Here is a 19,263-nt window from a genome sequence, read left to right as displayed (position 1 = left end):
ATCCGTTAACACCCCCGCAAACGGGTTTTTTCGTAATACAGACGAACTAATTTTTGTTCTTTTTGCGGTTGGGCAAGTTGATGCTGTTTAGCCATAGGTTCAATAATTTCTGCTTTGGTAACACCGAAAATAGTCTGTACAGATTTTTCAGGCATAGTTAGCAGATTTTGTGCTACTTGTAGCGCACACATATCAGTATTATCAAAGTGTTGTCGATACTTAATTGTTTTTTGCAGTTGGTGAATTAGCCCTAGTCCAGCAAACTGGATGACACGCTCCAAAAAGTCTGGACGATGTTCTAAAATAGCGGGAAAAGCATTCAGATAAGCTTGAATTAAAGCCATTAATGATGGTTGAATAGCTTCTAGTGGTATGACTGCTAACTGCAATGATTCTTCTAACTCTAGCATGGAATCTATGAGTAAACTAGAAAGCCAAATTCTTAAATAGCTGGCGATTAAAGTGCCTAAATCAAATGCTGGATCTCCCCAGGCGCAAGCTTCCCAATCTATCAGACGTACTAAGCAATTATCTAACTTATCCCAGCGAGAATGAAGCAAAATGTTGTTCAAATTCAAATCATTGTGAGTTAAACAGCAAGGTTTCCATTCATAGGCTAAATCTGCGATCGCAAATTCTAAACTCTCATAGCACTGATAGAAAGTATAAAATTGTAGTGCTTCTTTGGGAACTGCGCCAAAAATATCTGGAGTCAGTGATTCTATACCCTGTGCTGGGTTGTAGAAATTATACCGATATTGTCCTTCTGGCGCAGTTGCCATAAAATCTCGATATTCTCGGCGCTGAAAAGTTGTGCGATGTAGCCCTGCAATTGTAGTGCCGATCGCAGTGGCAATTTCTGGAGGAAAATTATAATTATTTTGGTAAAAACTACCTAATTCGAGATATTCACTTAAATAATTGCGGACAAGGATGGAATTGTCCTCATCGAAATGTATTACTAATGATGCGATCGCTGCAATATTACCTAAAACTGGAAACTGCCGCAATAACTGGTGAAATAGCCACTCATTAAAAAATTCGTGGGGATTTCCATCATTTGCTTGGCGGCGTTCTTGTTTAACTAGCAGTTGGTGATTATTTCCCAGAGTCACTAGTAAATTGAAATTCTTTTTGCTACTTCCTGGCAACTCAGGGTTGACTGAATTGCCATCTTCTAAGCTATACAGTTCTGCTGCTTGCAGATACTGGATAACGTTTTGAGAAGATAGTGGTAATAACATGTATTATTTCCTATTTCGTAAAAGTGCTGAGATAATCAATTACTTAATTTCGGGATTATTTTTACTGGAAGACCTTAAGTAGATAGCAACAAGTGTCTAAAATATCAATCATCTTTCTTCTACCATACTAATACCTCATTTTCAAAATATAAAACTGCCAAACTGGCATTACAATCTTTTATTTGCTTTTACCACTGCTAATAAAACCCCACAAAACGTTAAAATTTTTTATATACTCCTATCAAAAATCACATATTTAGTTAGTTTATTATTTAATGCGTTAACATTTATCGATATCAGGAAAATTTAAAATTTAATTTTCTGTATTTATGATTTTAACTAACTAAAACCAGTAATTAATAGATTAGTATTCACAACATAACACTTAGCTCAAGGTCTTGCTAATTCAGGTTTTATCTTGTTAATGAAAGCCATGAAAATCTTTTTACAGTAGTTTATCTCCCTATGATGATAAATATTTAGTAGTCTAAAAGACCTTTTTATTAGGTTAGTTAATATAGCAATTATTATTTGATCTGTGAAAAGCCAAAATGGCAGATTACTGACATCTCAAAAAAGTTGAGTATCTTGTTGCTCACAAATTATTTAGGATTGCTATAACAGTTAGACTACTTTTATTTACCGAGCAATATGCTTTGCTAATTGCTTAGTTAAAGAAAAAACACTATCTAAAGATTGATGTTTTGCAATAATCAGGATTTAGCGCTCAGTAAGGACTGTTATTTATCCTGAAATGGCGCTACTAAACTTACAAACCCTGGCTACTCAAAGGGGTAGACCCTCAAAACTGCGGCAATTTCATGCACTATTATTTTTATTTATCATTACTTAATAAACAAAACCGGATGTTTTAGAAGGACGATGATGAGTTTTTTCCGGTTAAATATTAATAATTTATCATCTAGATTTCAGTAGGAAGCTATATTTTTGACCAATTCAGCCTAGTTTTCTAGCGATCGCCAAAGTAATGCAATAATATAAATGTACTATCGCTCAGGAAGATTTACGCAGAGAAAATAGTTTTTATCTTACTAACAGCTGATGCACAATTACAGCCAGTGTCAGCACACCTAAAACAGTCATTAATCCCGCAGGCATAAGCTTGCGTGTCTTAGCTAATCTCACAGCAAAGACAACCACCAAAATAGCAGTCACGAAAGCAGCTAGAATCAAACCCCAGGTTTGCCCTTGGAGTTGCAAGTAAGCAGATAAAATAAGTAACAACCCACTAACACTACCACTGAGGAGTGACACCTGACTACGAGCCTGAACGTAGCCCATAATCCCACCGAAAATTGCTAAGATGCCGTAGGCGAAAGCAGCGATTATACCTAAATTCATTGTTAAAACCTATGTAGATTTTGACTTTACAGCCAAGGTCAGCAGACAATTTACCATAGCTATTTAGCTACATCACCCAGTTGATTGATGGATATTCCAGCGATGCCAACGGCAAGTAATTCGTCTTATGCCCAGGTTCAATTCCTCCAGCGTCAAGCAGCATCTCTTTTACTTTACCAATCTGTTCTCCAGAGCGAAGCCGCGATCGCATTTCTGGAACTGTTGCAAGCAATACGTTACACTGATGCTGATGCGAGGGGTTGTCTTCAAGCTTATGGCAATTACTTTCACTCCTTGGCGGCACGAAATCAAAATTGGGAAGACTACTTAATTTCGCAAATTCTCATTTGTGATAACCCCTTTAGCCGACTGGCACAACAGCGAGACTTCCAAGATTTACCTCCAGCGTTAGTTGCCGCCGCCCAAAATGATTTACAGATATTACAATCCCTCTACGAATGCAGCACCGCTTCTCTAAGCGAGTGGGTACAGACTGTAGCTCACCTGCCAGTTTCGCCTATTGTCTGGTATCAAGAACAGAATGATGCAGATAACAATACAAGCCTGTGTTTGCCAGATTGGGAAAACTGGGCTGATGCAGTAGAAGAGTTAGCCGCTTGTTATCGAAAATTTGGTGTGGGTTTATTTGCCGAGTATCGCGCCTTGCGTTGGCAAGATGGGCAGTTTGTTGGTATTCCTTATCCTGACCCCATCAAATTAAGTACCCTGGTGGGATATGAATTGCAGCGTGATGCTTTGCTCAAAAATACAGAATTTTTATTATCAGGTGAGGCTGCACTGCACGTATTACTTTACGGTAGTCGAGGTTCAGGGAAATCTTCTTTAGTCAAAGCCTTGTTGAATGAGTATGGAGAACACCACCTCCGCTTACTGGAAGTAGCCAAATCGGATTTGCAAGATTTACCAAAAATTGTGGAACAATTACGCGGGTTGCCCCAAAAATTTATCATATTTGTGGATGACCTCTCCTTTGAAGAAGATGACGATGCTTTTAAAGCCCTTAAGGTAGTTTTAGAAGGCAATTTAACTGCGCGACCTCAAAATGTAGTTGTCTACGCCACCTCTAACCGCCGCCACCTAATTCGGGAGTATTTCGCCGATAGACCTGCCCCCAAAGACCACGAAGAGATCCATGCTTGGGATACCATGCAGGAGAAGTTATCATTTAGCGATCGCTTTGGTCTGACATTAACCTTTGAGCCAGCTAATCAGCAGACTTATTTAACAATAATTCGCCATTTAGCAACACAAGCCAAAATTAATCTCAGCCCAGAAGATTTAGAATATCAAGCATTACAGTGGGCAACTCGTAATAATGGTCGTTCTGGACGCACAGCCAGACAATTTATTGATTTTATTAAAGCAGATATATCCTTATTTAGTACAACTAAGTAGGTCGGTGCTAAAAATTGTCGTTATGACAAGGCAGGAGGCAGAGGGCAGAAGGCAGAAGGGAAGAGGTTTTCAAGCTACTTTACTTTCCGTTACATAGTTCCGTTTATTTGCACCTTTCTACTTAATATTAAATTTGATACTCAGCCAAAAACTTAATTACGAACTACGAATTACGAATTAACACTAGCAATATGCAAGCAGTAATGGTCAGCAATCGATTTCTCTTAGGCATAGTTGCCTTTAGTGTCAGTTTTGGTCTTAGTCTTGTTCCCAACTGGGATTTTAATAAAGCCTTCATTACAGGCACAATTACTGTACTGGCTACTTATTCCGCAGCATTATTTGTCGATAAGCGACGTAGAAATCATGAAATGCTGGTGTTAGTGACCTTACGCAAACGCATTAAAGAGCAAGAAGCGCTAAAAGCTCGAATTTTTCGAGAAATCAAACAAATTGAAGAGCATCGCAGTTTATTATACGCCGAGTCACAGCAACTACAAAATCAAATCGCTGAATCTCGCAATCAAAGAGATAGTCTTCATCGAGAATTAGGTAATTTTGCTGGGCAGAAAAAGCAATTGGAAACTGAAAGCAATAACCTGAAAAATACAATTCAAACCTTAGAAAAAACCACCACAGAACTTAGTAACACTTGCGCTAACCTGACATCTGAAAAACGCCGTTTAGAAGTACATAATAATGTTTCTCGTGCTGAAATTGTCCAGTTACAAACTCAAATTAGTGAGCTGCGACAAGACAAACAAGAAATTGAAACAAATTTAACCTTACTAGGCAGACTCAAGCCTCAGTTAGAGGAAAAAATGTATGAGCTAAGAATTGAAATTCAAGAGATGGAACTTGTAGTTAATCAGCAAAATCAATTATTAGCAGCTACAACAACAGAAAGAGACAACATAGCTAGTAATTTGAATGAATTAAATAAACAAATAGGAGAAAAACAATCAGAAATACAACAGTTAAATAGTCAAAATTTAATATTACAAGGAGAACGGGATTTACTGCAAAGCCAAGTTTGGGAATTGCTTCAACAAACTGAAACACTTGGTTTAGAACATGTGCATGAAAATACCCAAATAGAAGATGAAATCGAAGTGTTTCCTTTTACCGCCTTAATAGCATCTTCTGAAGATACTATTGACAATTTACCTGAAGAATGGACTAATTTGTTAGAAAAATTACCAGGTCATGAAATTGAAGTATTAAAAGCAATCGTACAAGAAGATAACCCAAAAACTGCTATTAAACAGATTTCCGAAGCAAATATTACAATGCCAAATCTATTAATTGATTCTATTAATGACCGTGCAAATGATATTATTGGTGAATTAATCATAGACCCAGGTGACGATATCCCTGAAGTTTATCAAGAACATTTGGTAAATGTGCAAAAAATGATTGCTATGTACGAAGACCTGATGAGTAGACCAGCCTCATCAAATTAAATATTACTTGTATCGTAAAATTATTAGTGACATAGGGCTATATACACCCGCGTTGAACATCAAATCTAGTGAAGTACATGGCAAAGCTCAAAATCTCGAAGAAAATTTCCACTGCTTTAATTAATTCCCTGGCTGCGGGAGTAGTACCGAGACTGGGAGTTGAACACATAGCAGTTGGTCGAGAACAAGAACTTAAAAGCCTCATCCAAAATCTTGATGACATCGCAGAAGGTGTAGCAGCATTTCGCTTTATTATTGGTAACTATGGTTCAGGTAAAAGCTTTCTCCTACAAATGATTCGTAACCGTGCAATGGAGCAAGGTTTTGTAGTAGCTGATGCTGATTTATCTTATGAACGTCGCCTCGCAGGAAGTAATAATGAAGGTTTAGCGACTTATCGAGAATTAATGAGTCACCTTTCGACAAAAACACGTCCTGATGGTGGTGCTTTAATTTCAATTTTAGAAGGCTGGATTAATAAAATTCAACAAGAAGTTGCCAAAGAGACTAATTTGCGCCCTAATGACGAGGGTTTTGATGACCAAGTTGAAGCTAAAATTCGTGAAGTTGTTCAATATATTGAAGATTTAGTCCACGGCTTTGATTTTGGTAACGTAATTATTGCTTATTGGCGTGGTTATAGATTAGATGATGATAATTTAAAAAATGCTGCATTGCGTTGGTTGCGTGGTGAATTTACTACAAAAATAGAAGCCAAAGCCGCTTTAGGTGTGCGCGTTATTATTGATGATGAAAGTTGGTATGACTACATCAAACTATTTGCCAAATTTGTTGCAGAGATTGGCTATAAAGGTCTATTAATTTTATTAGATGAAGCTGTAAATCTATACCAAATATCTACTACAGTTACACGAGAGAAGAACTATAACAGACTGCTGACAATGTTTAATGATACCATGCAATGCAAAGCAGAACATCTGGGTATTTTTATTGGCGGCACGACCAAATTTTTAGAAGACCCAAATCGCGGACTGTTTGCTGACCAAGCTTGGCGAAGGCGGACAAAAGAAAGTCGTTTTGTTACCCAAGCTAATGCTCAGGAGTTTTTAGGGCCTGTAATTCGGTTAAATCCGTTGAGTGAAGCAGAAATTTTGACGCTTTTACAACGCCTCAAAGAGATCCATGTACTCCACTATGGTTATGATAAGACATTGAGCGATCGCAACTTACAAGAATTTTTGCAAGAAATCGTTAGTCGCTTGGGTGCAGAAGCATTACTCACACCTGGCGAAATTATCCGAGATTTTATTAGCGTGCTGAATATCCTGCATCAAAATCCTAAAGTGGCATTTAGCGAATTAATCCAGGGTTCTAAATTTAAGCCTGTAGCGGTAGGTAAAAATCTAGGTGTAGATGAAGATGACGCAGCAGAATTTAGTTTGTGATTAATTAAATATGAGTAATGCCTTCAACAGACTCGCACCCTTCATCCAAGAATATATCTATCATAACAACTGGACTGAATTAAGACCAGTGCAAAAAGCAGCTTGTGAAGTTATTTTTGACACAGATGCTCACTTATTAGTAGCAGCAGCCACGGCGGCGGGAAAAACAGAAGCAGCATTTTTACCAGTTTTAACTGTATTACATAATTACCCTACTAATACTATAGGTGCATTATATATTGGCCCAATTAAAGCTTTAATTAATGACCAATTTGAACGCCTCAATGGTTTACTAAAAACAGCAGATATCCCTGTTTATCACTGGCACGGAGACGTTACTCAAAGTCGGAAAAATCAGCTTTTAAAAAATCCTAAAGGCATTCTGCAAATTACCCCAGAATCTCTTGAAAGCTTGTTAATTAACAAACATCATGACTTAGTTCACTTATTTGGAGAATTACAATTTGTCGTCATTGATGAAATTCATGCCTTCATGGGTTCTGAGCGCGGTTGTCAGATTATTTGTCAATTGCAGCGTTTAGCAAATGTAATTCAATCACAACCCCGACGCATTGGTTTATCAGCAACTCTTGGTGACTACTCATTGGCAGAAGATTGGTTGCGTTCTGGAACTGACAAACAAGTAATTACTCCCAAAATTGAGGTAGGAAAACGTCAAATTAAACTTGCTGTAGAACATTTTTATATTCGTGATGATATTAATTCATCAGATATATATGATAATTATCTTTTTAATCTTAGCCAAAATAAAAAATGTCTCATCTTTGCAAATAACCGCACCCAAACCGAATCGGTAATTGCTTCCTTGCGTCAAATTGGCACAGCACAAGCACAGCCAGATATCTATCATGTACATCACGGTAGTATATCAGCAAGCTTGAGGCAAGCTGCGGAAAATGCCATGCGTGAACCTTATACTCCTGCTGTTACTGCTGCTACACTCACCTTAGAATTAGGTATAGATATTGGTAATTTAGAGCGAGTTATTCAGTTAGAATCGCCATTATCTGTAGCCAGCTTTTTACAACGGTTAGGACGTGCTGGGAGAAGAGGTGAAGCTGCTGATATGCGCTTTGTCTGTGCTGAAAATGAACCATTATCAGAAGCATATCTACCAGAGCAAATTCCCTGGCAACTTTTGCAGTGTATTGCTATTATCCAACTTTATTTAGAAGAACGTTGGATTGAACCAATAAAGCCGATTAAATATCCTTTGAGCTTGCTTTATCATCAGACAATGAGTATTTTATTAGCCGCAGAAGAACTATCCCCGGCTAATTTAGCTAAACAAGTTTTAAACCTACCACCTTTTGCTGCTCTGTCTAAAGAAGATTTCAAATTATTATTACGTTATTTAATTGATATTGACCATATTCAGCAAACTGAGCAAGGTAAATTAATTCTCGGCTTGACTGGTGAAAGGATAGTAGGTAAATTTCAATTTTATGCTGTGTTTGCTGATAATCAAGAATATCTAGTTAAGCAAGGTACAACAGAAATTGGCAGTATCGTTACACCACCACCTGTAGGTAATCAATTTGGTTTAGCAGGCAGAACTTGGGAAGTTTTAGAAGTTGATTTTAAAAGAAAGCTAGTTTTAGCCAAACAAGTAGATGGTAAAGCTACTGTTTATTGGCGTGGTGGTGGTGGCAGTATTCATACTAAAATTTTACGACGAATGCGGCAGGTCTTGCTGGAAGATGTAGAATATAGCTATTTACAAAATAATGCTAAAAAACGTCTACAAACAGTCAGACAATTGACACAATCTGCTGGATTAGAAAAATCTAATATATTGCAATTAGACAAAAATAAATGCTGTATCTTTCCTTGGATGGGTACAGTCAGTTATCGCACTTTAGAAAGGTTAATTAATACTTTTTGTCGAGAATCTTTAGAAATTAGTAGTATCGGTGGAACTAGTCCCTATTATTTAACCTTGAAATTAGGCAAAGGTAAATTTAAATATCTACAATCAGAAATTGCTGCATTATGTGAGCAAAGAATTTCAGCAGAGGATTTAGTTAGTACCGCAGAAGCCCCAGAAATGCAAAAATATGATGAATTTATTCCACATTTGTTATTACGGAAAGCTTTTGCTCATGATTACTTAAATATAGAAGAACTCAGACAACAAGTAGCGCTGTGGTAAGTATGAAAATCACAAAATCTGGTATTTTTTCCCTAAAACAGCAATTCATAGTCAGAAACAGCATGATAGAGACATTAATGCGGCAATTAATCTTAAAAACGAAGGTTTGCGACTATGGGCGTTAGGAACTAGCGCTTCTGCTCTTGGAGGGAATGTATAGCAGGTGACAGGGAACAGGTGACAGGTGACAGGGTTAAGAGTCTTTTAGTGCATGAGTTTTATCATTGGCCGATGTCCTAACTGCCTTGGCTACTGCTATAAGACCAAAGTCTTTTGGACGTAAAAAATCTACGAAGACCGAGGTAATCCCCAATGAATTGGGAAGCCTACACTGTACCGTCAGGTCAGTGTAGGTAGTTCACTAACTATTTTTGTAAGTTCCCTACGTGCAGACCGCACTCTTTAGCAGTTGATTCTTCCCACCACCAGCGACCTTCACGTTCATGCTGGCTAGGTAGGACAGGTCTGGTGCAGGGTTCGCAACCAATACTGACAAAACCGCGTTCGTGTAATTTGTTGTAAGGTACGTCTAAACCACGAATGTATTCCCACACCTGTGTGGAAGACCAGTTTGCTAAGGGGTTGAACTTGATTAATTGATGGTCTTCGGTAGAAAATGCGGTATCAACTTCAATTACAGGAATATGGTTGCGCGTGCTGGGACTTTGGTCTTTACGCTGTCCTGTAACCCAAGCATCAAGGGTATTCAGCTTGCGGCGCAGTGGTCTGACTTTGCGGATAGCGCAGCATTCTTTGTGACCATCTTGATAAAAACTGAACAGTCCCTTTTCTTCTACCAAGGCTTGTACTTCGGCTGCATCGGGGAACATTACTTCTAATTTAATTCCATAATGTTCTCTGACTTTATCCAAAAACTGGTATGTTTCTGGGTGCAAACGCCCAGTATCAAGAGTAAAAACTCGGAAGTCTTTGGTTATTTTTGCAGCTATATCAATCAACACAACATCTTCAGCACCACTGAAGGAAATTGCCATGTTGTCAAATGTATTCAGGGCAAATTTAAGAATTTCCCTTGGTGATTTCTGACTATATTCTGCTTCTAAGGCAGTAATATTTAAATCTGTATGGGCAGCTACCATGTCTGGATGTTCTCTTCTCTCTAGACCTGTAATTTTACCAATTTAAGATGCTGTTATACCAATTTCCTAAAACAGACTTACGGAAATTACTCTAGCCATTGCAGATGAACATTATTTAATTTCCTGAAGCACTACAAGCTGCGATCGCTGTTGAAAGGCAATTAACTTGGCATTTTTAAAAATTACTATTGCCCAAGTTCTTGAAGATTATTCATGACTTGTTGATACAATTCGTTGTTACTTTGACGTTGGAATATGGCGGCGGCTTGTTCTAAATCGTTGATTGCACCTTGTCTGTCTCCCTGGGCGGCACGAGCGTTACCGCGATTATTGTAGGCAGGGGCAAAGCTCGGATTGAGGCGTATAGCTTCATTGTAATCTGATATTGCGCCTTGCTTGTCTCCCTTTGTGGCGCGAGCGTTGCCACGGTTATTGTAGGCGATCGCATATCTGGGATTAAGGATAATGGCTTGGTCGTAATCATCAAGTGATCCGTCTTTTTCTCCCAATGCTGCACGGGCATTTGCTCGGTTATTATAAGCTTCGGCATAGTTGGGTGAGAGCTTAATGGCTTGGGTATAATCAGCGATCGCACCTCGATTATCTCCGAGGGAGGCGCGGGCGTTTCCGCGACTGTTAAAGGCTTCTGCATCGTTGGGAGAAAAGCGCAAGGCTTCGTTATAATCTGCGATCGCTTTTTGCTTGTCTCCAGTGTCAAAGTAGGCGAGTCCTCGTCCTTTGTAGGCAGAACTATATTCAGGATTGAGGTTTAGTGCTTTAGTATAAGAAGCGATCGCGCCTTGTAAGTCGCCTTTGAGGTGCTGATTTTGCCCTTGAAGATACAGCGTCCCGGCTTGTGATGTTTTAATTGTCCGACGGCTAGGGGGAGTGAAGCCTATTTCTGTCACCAACACATTCTTGTCTCTATTGCAAGAGATAAGGGTAATTGCACTCAAGATAGCAAGCACAACTATAGTCAATGTTTTTTTAACCTTCACCCGCTTTTGCTCCAATAACCGCAGCTTCATAAGTTGCTTTAAACCACCATTCCACCTAGATTGAATTAGCACCCAATTTAATTAAATATTTAATGTAGATGTGCAATGTTAATTAACACGTCTAACTGATATTCCCTAGGTTTAATAACGGTTATCTATCGCCTCAACCGGGAAGTTTATCAACTTTACATGTATAATCATGTCTTCTAGAAGTTACTTTTTAGGCTTCTAGGAAGAAAATTTTATGTAGCTTATTATACTTTGACTTGCTTTAAAAATTACTATTTATTTCTTAAATAATACTTTAATCAATATTCAAATTCTACTAAAATTTTAGACTTCAATTCCGTAACTATTTTTACTCATCCTCATGATTAGTTTCTTGAGATTTGGAGGTTAGCCGCAAAGCGTTACTTGTATCTATATCTACAGATAATTGTTCTAGATTTTCACCTAAATCTTTTTGGAGTTTTTGAGTTAACGTGACAGGGAAATCTAAACTTAATCCTTGATTTTGTACCAGTCTTGCCAATTCGGCAAACTGCGTTTTCACAGTTTTACGTTCATAAGTAGTCAACTTAAATAAAGAAGTTTCTGGCACATTTTGAACCTGCATGGCTTTTTTAACGCGCTCTTGCAAATGTTCAAACTCAGAATTTAATAGTTTCCATTGCTCTTCTATTTGTGTGTATCTTGCGCCGAGAGCTATTAAATCTTCTGTTTCTGGATTAGGATTACTTTCTGTTTGTAATTCTAACAAACGCCTATGCACTTGAGCAAGATAAATACAATCTAAATAAGCGTAATCTATTTGTTCTTCAGTTAAAGGTCGTCTGCCCCAATCGCTACTTTGCTCCTGTTTATCAATATAGTGAAAGTTACACAGCGTGGTAGCTAATGTTTTGAGTTGTTAATTAGAAGCTGGCAATAAATGGTAAGGAATTTTTTTAGCTATTTCTAAAGTACAAGTAACATTTTCAACTTCTTTATTACCCAGAAATTTTACATCATAACCAGCATTATGAAATACTTTTTCTATGCCTGAATTGACCATAATTTGCTCAATAAAATTAGCTACGACATCAGGCTGATCTAGGACATCCAAAAGTAAAACGCGATCGCCACTCATGTCATCAGGGTCATCTAATACTTGAATGAGTGATAATCTGGGATTACGACTGTTATATTCAGCGACCTCTGTATCTATCCATAGGGTTGTAGCTGTGGTATATTCAGCAATGATGTCACGAATTTTGTTAGCAGCATTCAAGTATGGCATTGCTAATTTTTATTGAGGTTTATATTGTTATTGTTAATTGAAATTTACTGTTATTACTGTTGATTGATTTCCAAATTAGTTTGCATAGCTGAACCTATAGCTTGAGCGTCTGGATCTGCATTTTGTAGCAGGGCATGAGCAACATTATATTGGTCTGTAAAGCTGCGATTTTGGCTAAGTTTATACTTCCCTTCTAGTCGGGTAACTGTCATTTCAAAACCCACAATCCCGTTCATCATTCCCTGGCGAAAGTTGTCAGATAAGCTGTGCCAGTGTGATTTGTAATCAGCACCATAGGTATCGATCATTTCATCTATCATATTATCCATTAGTTCCGGTGAGTCACTGAGAGTAATAAGTTGCGGAATACCGTAAGCATGAACAGCGATATAGTTCCAGGTTGGTACACTCTCGCGCTTTTCATATAAGGATGGTGAAATATAAGCATGAGGCCCAGTGAACACAGCCAGTGATTCACTCATACCAAAAAACTGCCACTGTGGATTTTGTTTGGCAAGATGACCTGTTAGCTTGACAACATTGTTCTGCACAGTGATTACAAATGGAATGTGGGAAGCAACAGGAAAATTATTTTGAATCGATATTAATGTAGCAAAACTATTGCCACCCATGAAGGCTACTAATTTCTCAAAGTCTTCTTCTCGAAAGGCATTTGGAATGTACATAATATTGAAATTTAACGTTCAGTATTCAACCTTATCAGACTTTAATACTTAATTGTGAGCGATCGCAATTTATACCATCTGTTAATTTCACACTTCTACTCAGCAACTTTTTCAGGAACAGGTTCAAGTATTGGCCGTCTAGAGGGACAATCAAACTTAAGACATAGGAGTAGTAACTCATGGTTGATTAATGCAAAACTCTCCAGTCAGCTTTTCTTGCTCCCGTATGCTTACCCTTTTCATTCTGGGGTGACGTGGTTAACATGGGTTGAACATATTTATCATGATTCAACTTTATGCCTAGAACACCGAACGAATATGCTGTCTACCTCTTGCTGGAAAATGGTCATCGTGAAGAAGTACGTTTTCCGACTATTCAAGAATTCCAAAAATGGTATAGTGGCGAACTTGTTCCCAAGTCGGCCTCGAATGACTTTATTAGCGTACCGATCAAGAATATTCAAGGAGAGTATATGGTTGTCCGCCCATCTCGGATTGTCGCAATCCGGGTAGAACCACTGTTTAGCTCTAGTGTTGAAAGATACGACTAAATCATGAGAAAAACCCTTGCTTTGGCTTCTTTGAGTCTGGGAATTGCCCTTGTAAGCACAATTTGGCCAGCTGTTGCTCAAGTTCCTACAATAACATTACCTGTACCGTTACCAACACAGCCAAGCACTCCACCGGAGTTACAATTACCACTCCAACCAATCAACATCGGTAATACTTGTAAGCCTGTGTCTACTTGCTTGGGATGGGATGAGCAAATTTTTGGTAGTAAAGGTAAACCAGGTGATCGCAAGGCTGTCTTAGCCGCCATTGACAACAGTTTACGTTATTTGGCAAAAGATAGCGCGATCGCCTCCTATAAAAATTATCCGGTTCCAGGAATTACAAGCGATCGCGTGCGTCGCAGTTTGCTGCGTTTTCGGCAAATAGTTGCAACTGCTAAATCTGCAACCCAACTCCAAGCTGCTATCCGTCGAGAGTTTGTGTTTTATAAGTCTGTGGGCAATGATGGCAAGGGTACTGTTAAATTTACTGCTTATTATGAGCCTGTTTATCAAGCAAGTCGCGTTAGGACTTCTATATATAAGTATCCCCTTTATCGACTACCGCAGAATTTCGACCAATGGGCTAAACCTCACCCAAATAGGATTAATTTGGAAGGAAAAGATGGTTTGTTGGGAGACAAAAGCCAGTTGCGCGGTTTAGAAATTCTCTGGTTCCGCGATCGCTTAGACGCATACTTGATACACATCCAAGGTTCTGCTCAAATCAAGTTAACCAATGGTAAGACTACTTCTGTGGGTTACGCCGGGGGAACTGATTATCCTTGGACTAGTATCGGCGGAGAATTAGCCAAAGATGGTAAATTACCACTCAGTGGATTAACAATGCCGCGTCTAATTAGTTACTTCCAGCAAAATCCTCTAGAGTTGAATAATTATTTACCCCGTTGGGAACGCTTTATTTTCTTCAAAGAAACTAGTGGTAGAAAAGCTACTGGTAGTCTGAATGTCCCTGTGACAGCAGAACGTTCCATTGCCACAGATAAATCAATTATGCCTCCGGGTGCATTAGCGCTGATCAATACTTCCTTACCTTATCCGGCTGCTGGGGGTAAATTAGAGTATCGCACCGTTAGCCGCTTTGTACTTGATCAAGATACAGGCAGTGCCATTAAAGGCCCTGGACGGGTAGACTATTTTATGGGAACTGGTAAACTAGCAGGCGATCGCGCTGGTGTTACAGGTGGCAATGGTTCACTATATTATTTACTGCTGAAAAAATAGATATGGATTTGTAGAGAGACTCAGATCCCCGATTTTTTGAAAAAGTCGGGGATCTTGTTATTCAATTGCAACGTTTCTACCGACTACGCAGAGTAATTAAATCCAAACTTTCTACTTTTGGAATCGTAATTCTGCCTTTACGCATGACGCGAGCGCCTATATATTTATTATTTATATTGCTGTTTGAGCGATACATCCGCATTTTGATGTCTCCAGCTTGAGCAAGTTCTTCTACATATACTGTCACTTCAAAACTTTTGGCTGCATAGCCACCTTGCGTTTTTTCCCATTTTGAAATAACAGGATCAGCAAATCTCTCAGCCGTATAGTTACTGATGGCTATTCCCCACGAACCATCAAGGTTTTTCGCAGATGCGACAGTAATACGCGGTTTTTTACCGAAAGTCCAAGTCATGCTTTTGTCAAGAGAACTAATACTTCTCCTAAATCCGGCTCCGATGTCAAATGTTTGACTTAATTGCTGGAGATAATAATATTTCTGGAACAAATCATATTGAAATGGATCTAAAGAATAACGGATTATGCGTGTAGCATTATCACGAGGATCTGCTTTTGCATGTCCAATAAACCAAATCCAGTGAGTTACTCGATTATTCATATCGCTCAGAAAGCGAGCAGCTGCAGAAGCAGCATTTAAAGCATTTCCTGGTTCTTCCTTACCATTAGTTCCAACCTCTGTAATCCAGTACTCCTTATCTGTTCCCTCAATAAATTTAGCGATCGCTGGTGTTGCTGCCATATTATAAGAATGAGTCGAAATGGCTGCTAAATCTTTCCACGCTTTCGGAGCATTTTTTATAGCTTTGATAATTCGCACAGCCACAGCATCACCGTTAGCTAGTTCTGGGGTAACTATTTTCACATCTTTCAAACCACGATGATCCAGTTGTTGGCGCAGGGTTTGAATCATGATTGGCCACTGAGCATCTGAGATCCTTATTCGCCCATCATTCGGTTCATTAAGTATACCTGTGGCATGAATTTTAATTTTATAATTTTGTTTCAAGTCATCTATCAAATTCACCAAAAGCGCGGCATAATTTTTGATTTGAGAATCTTGAATATACCTACTATTAGACGCTGCCATATAATCAGGAATTCTATCCGGCCCTATCAAAAGTGTAGTGCAACCATTTGCCAAAGCATCAGAAATAAATCCTGATTTTACGTAAGGATTTACAAATACAGACATGTCTTCTATGCCAGGCTGCGGCGCGTATTTATCTGGTTTGAACCATAGCCTGACAATCTTAAATTTGGCATCTGTACACAGCAATTTTTGCAGTTTATTTTTTTGTGGCTGTGTTAACTTCGCGTATCCTCTACCACCACCAACAGTTGAACTAAATCCTAAGCCTTGAAATTTTTGTCTTGCGCCTTGTTGAACTGTGACAAATATCGACGATGAAGAGATAGCACCACCTGCAATATACTTTTCTGAAATACTACCAGCTTGTTTAGAATTTGCTAAAGCTTGACACAACAGAGCAGATACTTCAGCCCGATTTGCTAATCGATTAGGATTGAGTAATTTAACATCAGGATAGTTAACGACAAGTTGTTTTTCAGTTGCAGCTGCTATCCCTTTTTGTGCATAATCAGGAATTTGATTTGCATCAATAAAATTAGCATTTAAAGTTGTAATTACAGGTGTAGTCGTAGAATATTTTAACCCACTTGCCAAAGCGACTAAGATTTGAGCGCGGGGAATATTTTGGTTAGGATTGAAAATTTGATTAGGATAACCTGATATAAATCCTGTTTGAGAAGCTTGTTTAATCCCATTATCAGCCCAGTAATTCGAGGGTACATCGACAAACTGGACTGGATCACGCATTTTTTTAGCTTTAGGAAAAGCCTTACTCACCATCATTGCAAACTCTGCGCGAGTTACAAGAGCATTAGGCCGAAAAGTGCCATCTGGATATCCACTAATGATGCCTTGCTCGGATAGTTTGATAATACATGATTGCGACCAGTTACTTTTAATATCAGTAGGTGTACTTTGCGCTAATTCTAAGGGTGTTATTTCTAGAGATGTTAAAACTACCAGGGATAAAGTCAATTTGTAGGCCTTAATCATGGCATTATTAACCTCAATTAATAGTGTTTTGCTGGCAGGATGAATTGCAGCTTCACCAAATATTTATGCAGGTTGAAGAAATATTAGAAATTGAGAGGCACAGCTAAATTTAATACCAGCATATCTATTGAAGTATGAGAATCAAAGTTAGGACTTACGCAATAACTCTCTGAAACCCTCTTAACTTCGTGTCCTTTGTGTCCTTTGCGGTTCGTTTTTCCATAATTTTGCGTAAGTCCTGAAAGTAAGACTCGATACTTTTTGAATGTTCCCTATTTTCTTTTTTGTCTACTAATGATTCGTGGTTTGAGAATCAAACAACTTAAGTGACTATAGTCACTCGTGAAAAGCTCTGTTAGTAGGGCGGATAGGCAAAATCCTCTTCATCAGCATAAATATAGGAACTGGAAACACCTGCCATAGATATTTTACTGGTTTCTGTTCTTACAGGTTCCTTACCAAATTCTTTGTATTCTTCAAAATATTTGCAAATAATTGTAGACTCAGGAGCATCAGAAGCAATAAGATATTGTGTTAATGTTCCAACTGTTGGATGTTTGTAGTCCACAGTAGAAGCAACTAGCACTGTATTGGGTTCAATACCTCTTTCTTCACACTCGATTATGGGGCAGAAAATTCCATGCGCGTGGAATAATGGCCCTTTTGGAGTTAGTGGTTGCTTGCGGTATATTGCATAAGCTCTTTCTAATTCACAAACAAAACCACTGACGACTTTACCTTGCTGAAATTCACAATAAGTTTTGCTGAAACTTGCTCCTGCTGCACCATTGAGAGTTAATTGCAGTGGCAATTCATGTAAAAATTTTTTATTTTCGCTGACTAAAAAAATTAAATAGCGAGTAAAAGTTTTAAATTTAAGTTTGTCAGCTAAAAAGGCATCATAATTTTCTTTCAGCGTACCTAATTTAATGCCAGTTTCTCGATCTTTGACTGACAAAGGCCCACGGCGCACTATCACCAAGCGCGGAGTTGTAGTCATAAAAACTGTTTCGACACCAGAGCTAAATTCATGCTCTACTTGCTGCCAATTTTCATCTGGCTGAAAACCCACAGCATTTGCATTATCTAGCTTGATTGCAAGACCATAGGTTTGCATACCATCACTGCCATACCGAGGATTAATCATCTGACACCAGGGGATGACTTGAGAAGGCGGTGCATTAAATTTCTCGTCTTCAAAGTCGAACTTAGCAGATGCTTTCATCGTTTTAGGCTGTAGGTGGGTTTTGCGATACAAGTTTACCGTTATAGCGCTGATGCTGGGAATCGTATCTCTCATTTGTACCATTCAAATGGTACATTAGGCACATTCTGAAGTAGATTTTAGCAGGTGCTTTTTTGCCTGTGGTCTCTTAGAGAGAACGCAAAGTTTAGCGATCGCATTTTCAATGTCAAACAATACAGGAGCTAAAATGAACCCATCACTACCAGATGCAGTAATCTCCTCATGTCCCTCGCCAAAGAATTAGACGCTCCTCAAGCGACTCCAGAAGATGTTATCTTTCCCCCAGGTGATTTATATAGCGACGAACCTCCCTCGGAAACAGAACTGCATCTTGAGCAGATTATGCTCTTACTAAAATGTCTTAAGTGGTTGTGGCGAGACAGAAATGATTTTTACACTGCCGGAAATCTTACCATCTACTATAGTTGGAACAAACACAAAACAGAAGACTTCCGAGGCCCAGATTTTTTTGTTGTACTAGACACCGAACGCAGAACCCGTAAAAGTTGGGTAGTTTGGGAAGAAGAAGGCAAGTATCCTAACATAATTTTAGAAATTCTTTCGGAATCAACTGCTAAAACAGATAAAGATTTGAAGAAAAAACTTTACCAAAACACCTTCCGTACACCCGATTATTTTTGGTTTGACCCAGAAACTCAAGAATTTGCTGGGTTTCATTTAGTCGATGGTCAATACCAAGCTTTAGATGCAAATACTCAAGGACATTTGTGGAGTCAGCAGTTAGGTTTATACTTGGGTATTTATGAGAATTTATTGCGATTTTTTACACCAGAAGGTCAGTTAGTTCCCACTCCCGAAGAAGAAGCAGAATCAGAACGCCTACAAAAAGAAATAGCTCAAGAACGAGCCGAAAGGTTAGCAGCTAAACTGCGAGAATTAAATATTGACCCAGAAACAATTTAGTAAAAGAGAACAGGTCACAGTGAAGGTTTAGTGCTTTGTTGGTAAGCACAAGCTTTACTACACGCC

At 38.6% G+C, this 19,263-nt stretch carries 14 protein-coding genes and 1 pseudogene; 7 read left to right on the top strand and 8 right to left on the bottom strand.

What is annotated here, in order from left to right; all coding sequences use genetic code 11:
* Positions 1-5: 5 nt before the first annotated feature.
* Together IQ259_RS09630 and IQ259_RS09625 are read right to left on the bottom strand one after the other, a co-directional pair.
* Positions 6-1,244: a phosphotransferase gene (locus IQ259_RS09630; protein ID WP_193884047.1), complete on the bottom strand. Its 1,239-nt coding sequence runs from the start codon at positions 1,242-1,244 to the stop codon at positions 6-8.
* 1,044 nt (positions 1,245-2,288) lie between these two features.
* On the bottom strand, positions 2,289-2,606 hold the full coding sequence (locus tag IQ259_RS09625) for a TMEM14 family protein (protein WP_193884045.1): 318 nt from the start codon (positions 2,604-2,606) through the stop codon (positions 2,289-2,291).
* A gap of 87 nt (positions 2,607-2,693) precedes the next feature.
* Here IQ259_RS09625 and IQ259_RS09620 point away from each other — a divergent pair, with 87 nt between their 5' ends.
* From IQ259_RS09620 to IQ259_RS09605, 4 genes are all read left to right on the top strand, one after another.
* Positions 2,694-4,022: an ATP-binding protein gene (locus IQ259_RS09620; RefSeq protein WP_228014462.1), complete on the top strand. Its 1,329-nt coding sequence runs from the start codon at positions 2,694-2,696 to the stop codon at positions 4,020-4,022.
* 191 nt (positions 4,023-4,213) lie between these two features.
* A complete protein-coding gene (locus IQ259_RS09615) occupies positions 4,214-5,485 on the top strand; it encodes a tellurite resistance TerB C-terminal domain-containing protein (RefSeq protein WP_193884043.1) in 1,272 nt (423 codons plus the stop codon).
* A gap of 77 nt (positions 5,486-5,562) precedes the next feature.
* Positions 5,563-6,891 (top strand): ATP-binding protein, encoded by a 1,329-nt coding sequence (locus IQ259_RS09610; protein ID WP_193884041.1) that lies wholly within the window; start codon positions 5,563-5,565, stop codon positions 6,889-6,891.
* Positions 6,892-6,901: 10 nt separating this feature from the next.
* Entirely contained in the window at positions 6,902-9,064 is a 2,163-nt protein-coding gene (locus IQ259_RS09605) for a DEAD/DEAH box helicase (protein WP_193884038.1), read from the top strand.
* Positions 9,065-9,429: 365 nt separating this feature from the next.
* Here IQ259_RS09605 and IQ259_RS09600 read toward each other — a convergent pair whose 3' ends face one another.
* The 4 genes and pseudogenes from IQ259_RS09600 to IQ259_RS09585 form a co-directional block, all read right to left on the bottom strand.
* A complete protein-coding gene (locus IQ259_RS09600; RefSeq protein WP_193884036.1) occupies positions 9,430-10,164 on the bottom strand; it encodes a phosphoadenylyl-sulfate reductase in 735 nt (244 codons plus the stop codon).
* A 185-nt stretch (positions 10,165-10,349) separates the two neighbouring features.
* Complete coding sequence (locus IQ259_RS09595; RefSeq protein WP_193884034.1) at positions 10,350-11,192, bottom strand: tetratricopeptide repeat protein; 843 nt, start codon at positions 11,190-11,192, stop codon at positions 10,350-10,352.
* A gap of 328 nt (positions 11,193-11,520) precedes the next feature.
* Positions 11,521-12,441: pseudogene (locus IQ259_RS09590) on the bottom strand (ribonuclease D).
* Positions 12,442-12,494: 53 nt separating this feature from the next.
* Positions 12,495-13,127, bottom strand: a complete 633-nt coding sequence (locus tag IQ259_RS09585) for an FMN-binding negative transcriptional regulator (RefSeq protein ID WP_193884032.1) — start codon at positions 13,125-13,127, stop codon at positions 12,495-12,497.
* Between the two features lie 296 nt (positions 13,128-13,423).
* On the opposite strand from IQ259_RS09585, the gene IQ259_RS09580 reads away from it, so the two are divergent.
* Together IQ259_RS09580 and IQ259_RS09575 are read left to right on the top strand one after the other, a co-directional pair.
* Positions 13,424-13,678, top strand: coding sequence for a hypothetical protein (locus IQ259_RS09580; protein WP_193884030.1), 255 nt, complete (start codon positions 13,424-13,426; stop codon positions 13,676-13,678).
* Positions 13,679-13,681: 3 nt separating this feature from the next.
* Positions 13,682-14,923: a murein transglycosylase A gene (locus tag IQ259_RS09575; RefSeq protein WP_193884028.1), complete on the top strand. Its 1,242-nt coding sequence runs from the start codon at positions 13,682-13,684 to the stop codon at positions 14,921-14,923.
* A gap of 76 nt (positions 14,924-14,999) precedes the next feature.
* On the opposite strand, the gene IQ259_RS09570 is transcribed toward IQ259_RS09575, so the two are convergent.
* Positions 15,000-17,027 carry an S-layer homology domain-containing protein gene (locus tag IQ259_RS09570; RefSeq protein WP_193884026.1) on the bottom strand — a complete coding sequence of 676 codons (2,028 nt, stop codon included), beginning with the start codon at positions 17,025-17,027 and terminating at the stop codon, positions 15,000-15,002.
* A 355-nt stretch (positions 17,028-17,382) separates the two neighbouring features.
* Positions 17,383-18,252: a DUF5895 domain-containing protein gene (locus tag IQ259_RS09565; protein WP_193884119.1), complete on the bottom strand. Its 870-nt coding sequence runs from the start codon at positions 18,250-18,252 to the stop codon at positions 17,383-17,385.
* A gap of 243 nt (positions 18,253-18,495) precedes the next feature.
* Here IQ259_RS09565 and IQ259_RS09560 point away from each other — a divergent pair, with 243 nt between their 5' ends.
* Positions 18,496-19,197 carry a Uma2 family endonuclease gene (locus tag IQ259_RS09560; protein ID WP_193884024.1) on the top strand — a complete coding sequence of 234 codons (702 nt, stop codon included), beginning with the start codon at positions 18,496-18,498 and terminating at the stop codon, positions 19,195-19,197.
* Positions 19,198-19,263 lie beyond the last annotated feature (66 nt).

Origin of the sequence: Fortiea sp. LEGE XX443 (genome assembly GCF_015206815.1) — a bacterium.
Taxonomy (GTDB): Bacteria; Cyanobacteriota; Cyanobacteriia; order Cyanobacteriales; family Nostocaceae; genus Nostoc_B.
Note: the sequence above shows the minus strand (reverse complement) of the source record. Positions and strands in the feature narration are given on the sequence as shown.

What these genes read in the sequence shown, in the direction of transcription:
- IQ259_RS09620 (WP_228014462.1), top strand. Translation starts at nt 2,694, where the DNA reads ATGGATATTCCAGCGATGCCAACGGCAAGTAATTCGTCTTATGCCCAG.
- IQ259_RS09610 (WP_193884041.1), top strand. Translation starts at nt 5,563, where the DNA reads ATGGCAAAGCTCAAAATCTCGAAGAAAATTTCCACTGCTTTAATTAAT.
- IQ259_RS09570 (WP_193884026.1), bottom strand. Translation starts at nt 17,027, where the DNA reads ATGATTAAGGCCTACAAATTGACTTTATCCCTGGTAGTTTTAACATCT.
- IQ259_RS09560 (WP_193884024.1), top strand. Translation starts at nt 18,496, where the DNA reads ATGTCCCTCGCCAAAGAATTAGACGCTCCTCAAGCGACTCCAGAAGAT.
- IQ259_RS09595 (WP_193884034.1), bottom strand. Translation starts at nt 11,192, where the DNA reads ATGAAGCTGCGGTTATTGGAGCAAAAGCGGGTGAAGGTTAAAAAAACA.
- IQ259_RS09565 (WP_193884119.1), bottom strand. Translation starts at nt 18,252, where the DNA reads ATGAAAGCATCTGCTAAGTTCGACTTTGAAGACGAGAAATTTAATGCA.
- IQ259_RS09600 (WP_193884036.1), bottom strand. Translation starts at nt 10,164, where the DNA reads ATGGTAGCTGCCCATACAGATTTAAATATTACTGCCTTAGAAGCAGAA.
- IQ259_RS09575 (WP_193884028.1), top strand. Translation starts at nt 13,682, where the DNA reads ATGAGAAAAACCCTTGCTTTGGCTTCTTTGAGTCTGGGAATTGCCCTT.
- IQ259_RS09625 (WP_193884045.1), bottom strand. Translation starts at nt 2,606, where the DNA reads ATGAATTTAGGTATAATCGCTGCTTTCGCCTACGGCATCTTAGCAATT.
- IQ259_RS09605 (WP_193884038.1), top strand. Translation starts at nt 6,902, where the DNA reads ATGAGTAATGCCTTCAACAGACTCGCACCCTTCATCCAAGAATATATC.
- IQ259_RS09615 (WP_193884043.1), top strand. Translation starts at nt 4,214, where the DNA reads ATGCAAGCAGTAATGGTCAGCAATCGATTTCTCTTAGGCATAGTTGCC.
- IQ259_RS09630 (WP_193884047.1), bottom strand. Translation starts at nt 1,244, where the DNA reads ATGTTATTACCACTATCTTCTCAAAACGTTATCCAGTATCTGCAAGCA.
- IQ259_RS09580 (WP_193884030.1), top strand. Translation starts at nt 13,424, where the DNA reads ATGCCTAGAACACCGAACGAATATGCTGTCTACCTCTTGCTGGAAAAT.
- IQ259_RS09585 (WP_193884032.1), bottom strand. Translation starts at nt 13,127, where the DNA reads ATGTACATTCCAAATGCCTTTCGAGAAGAAGACTTTGAGAAATTAGTA.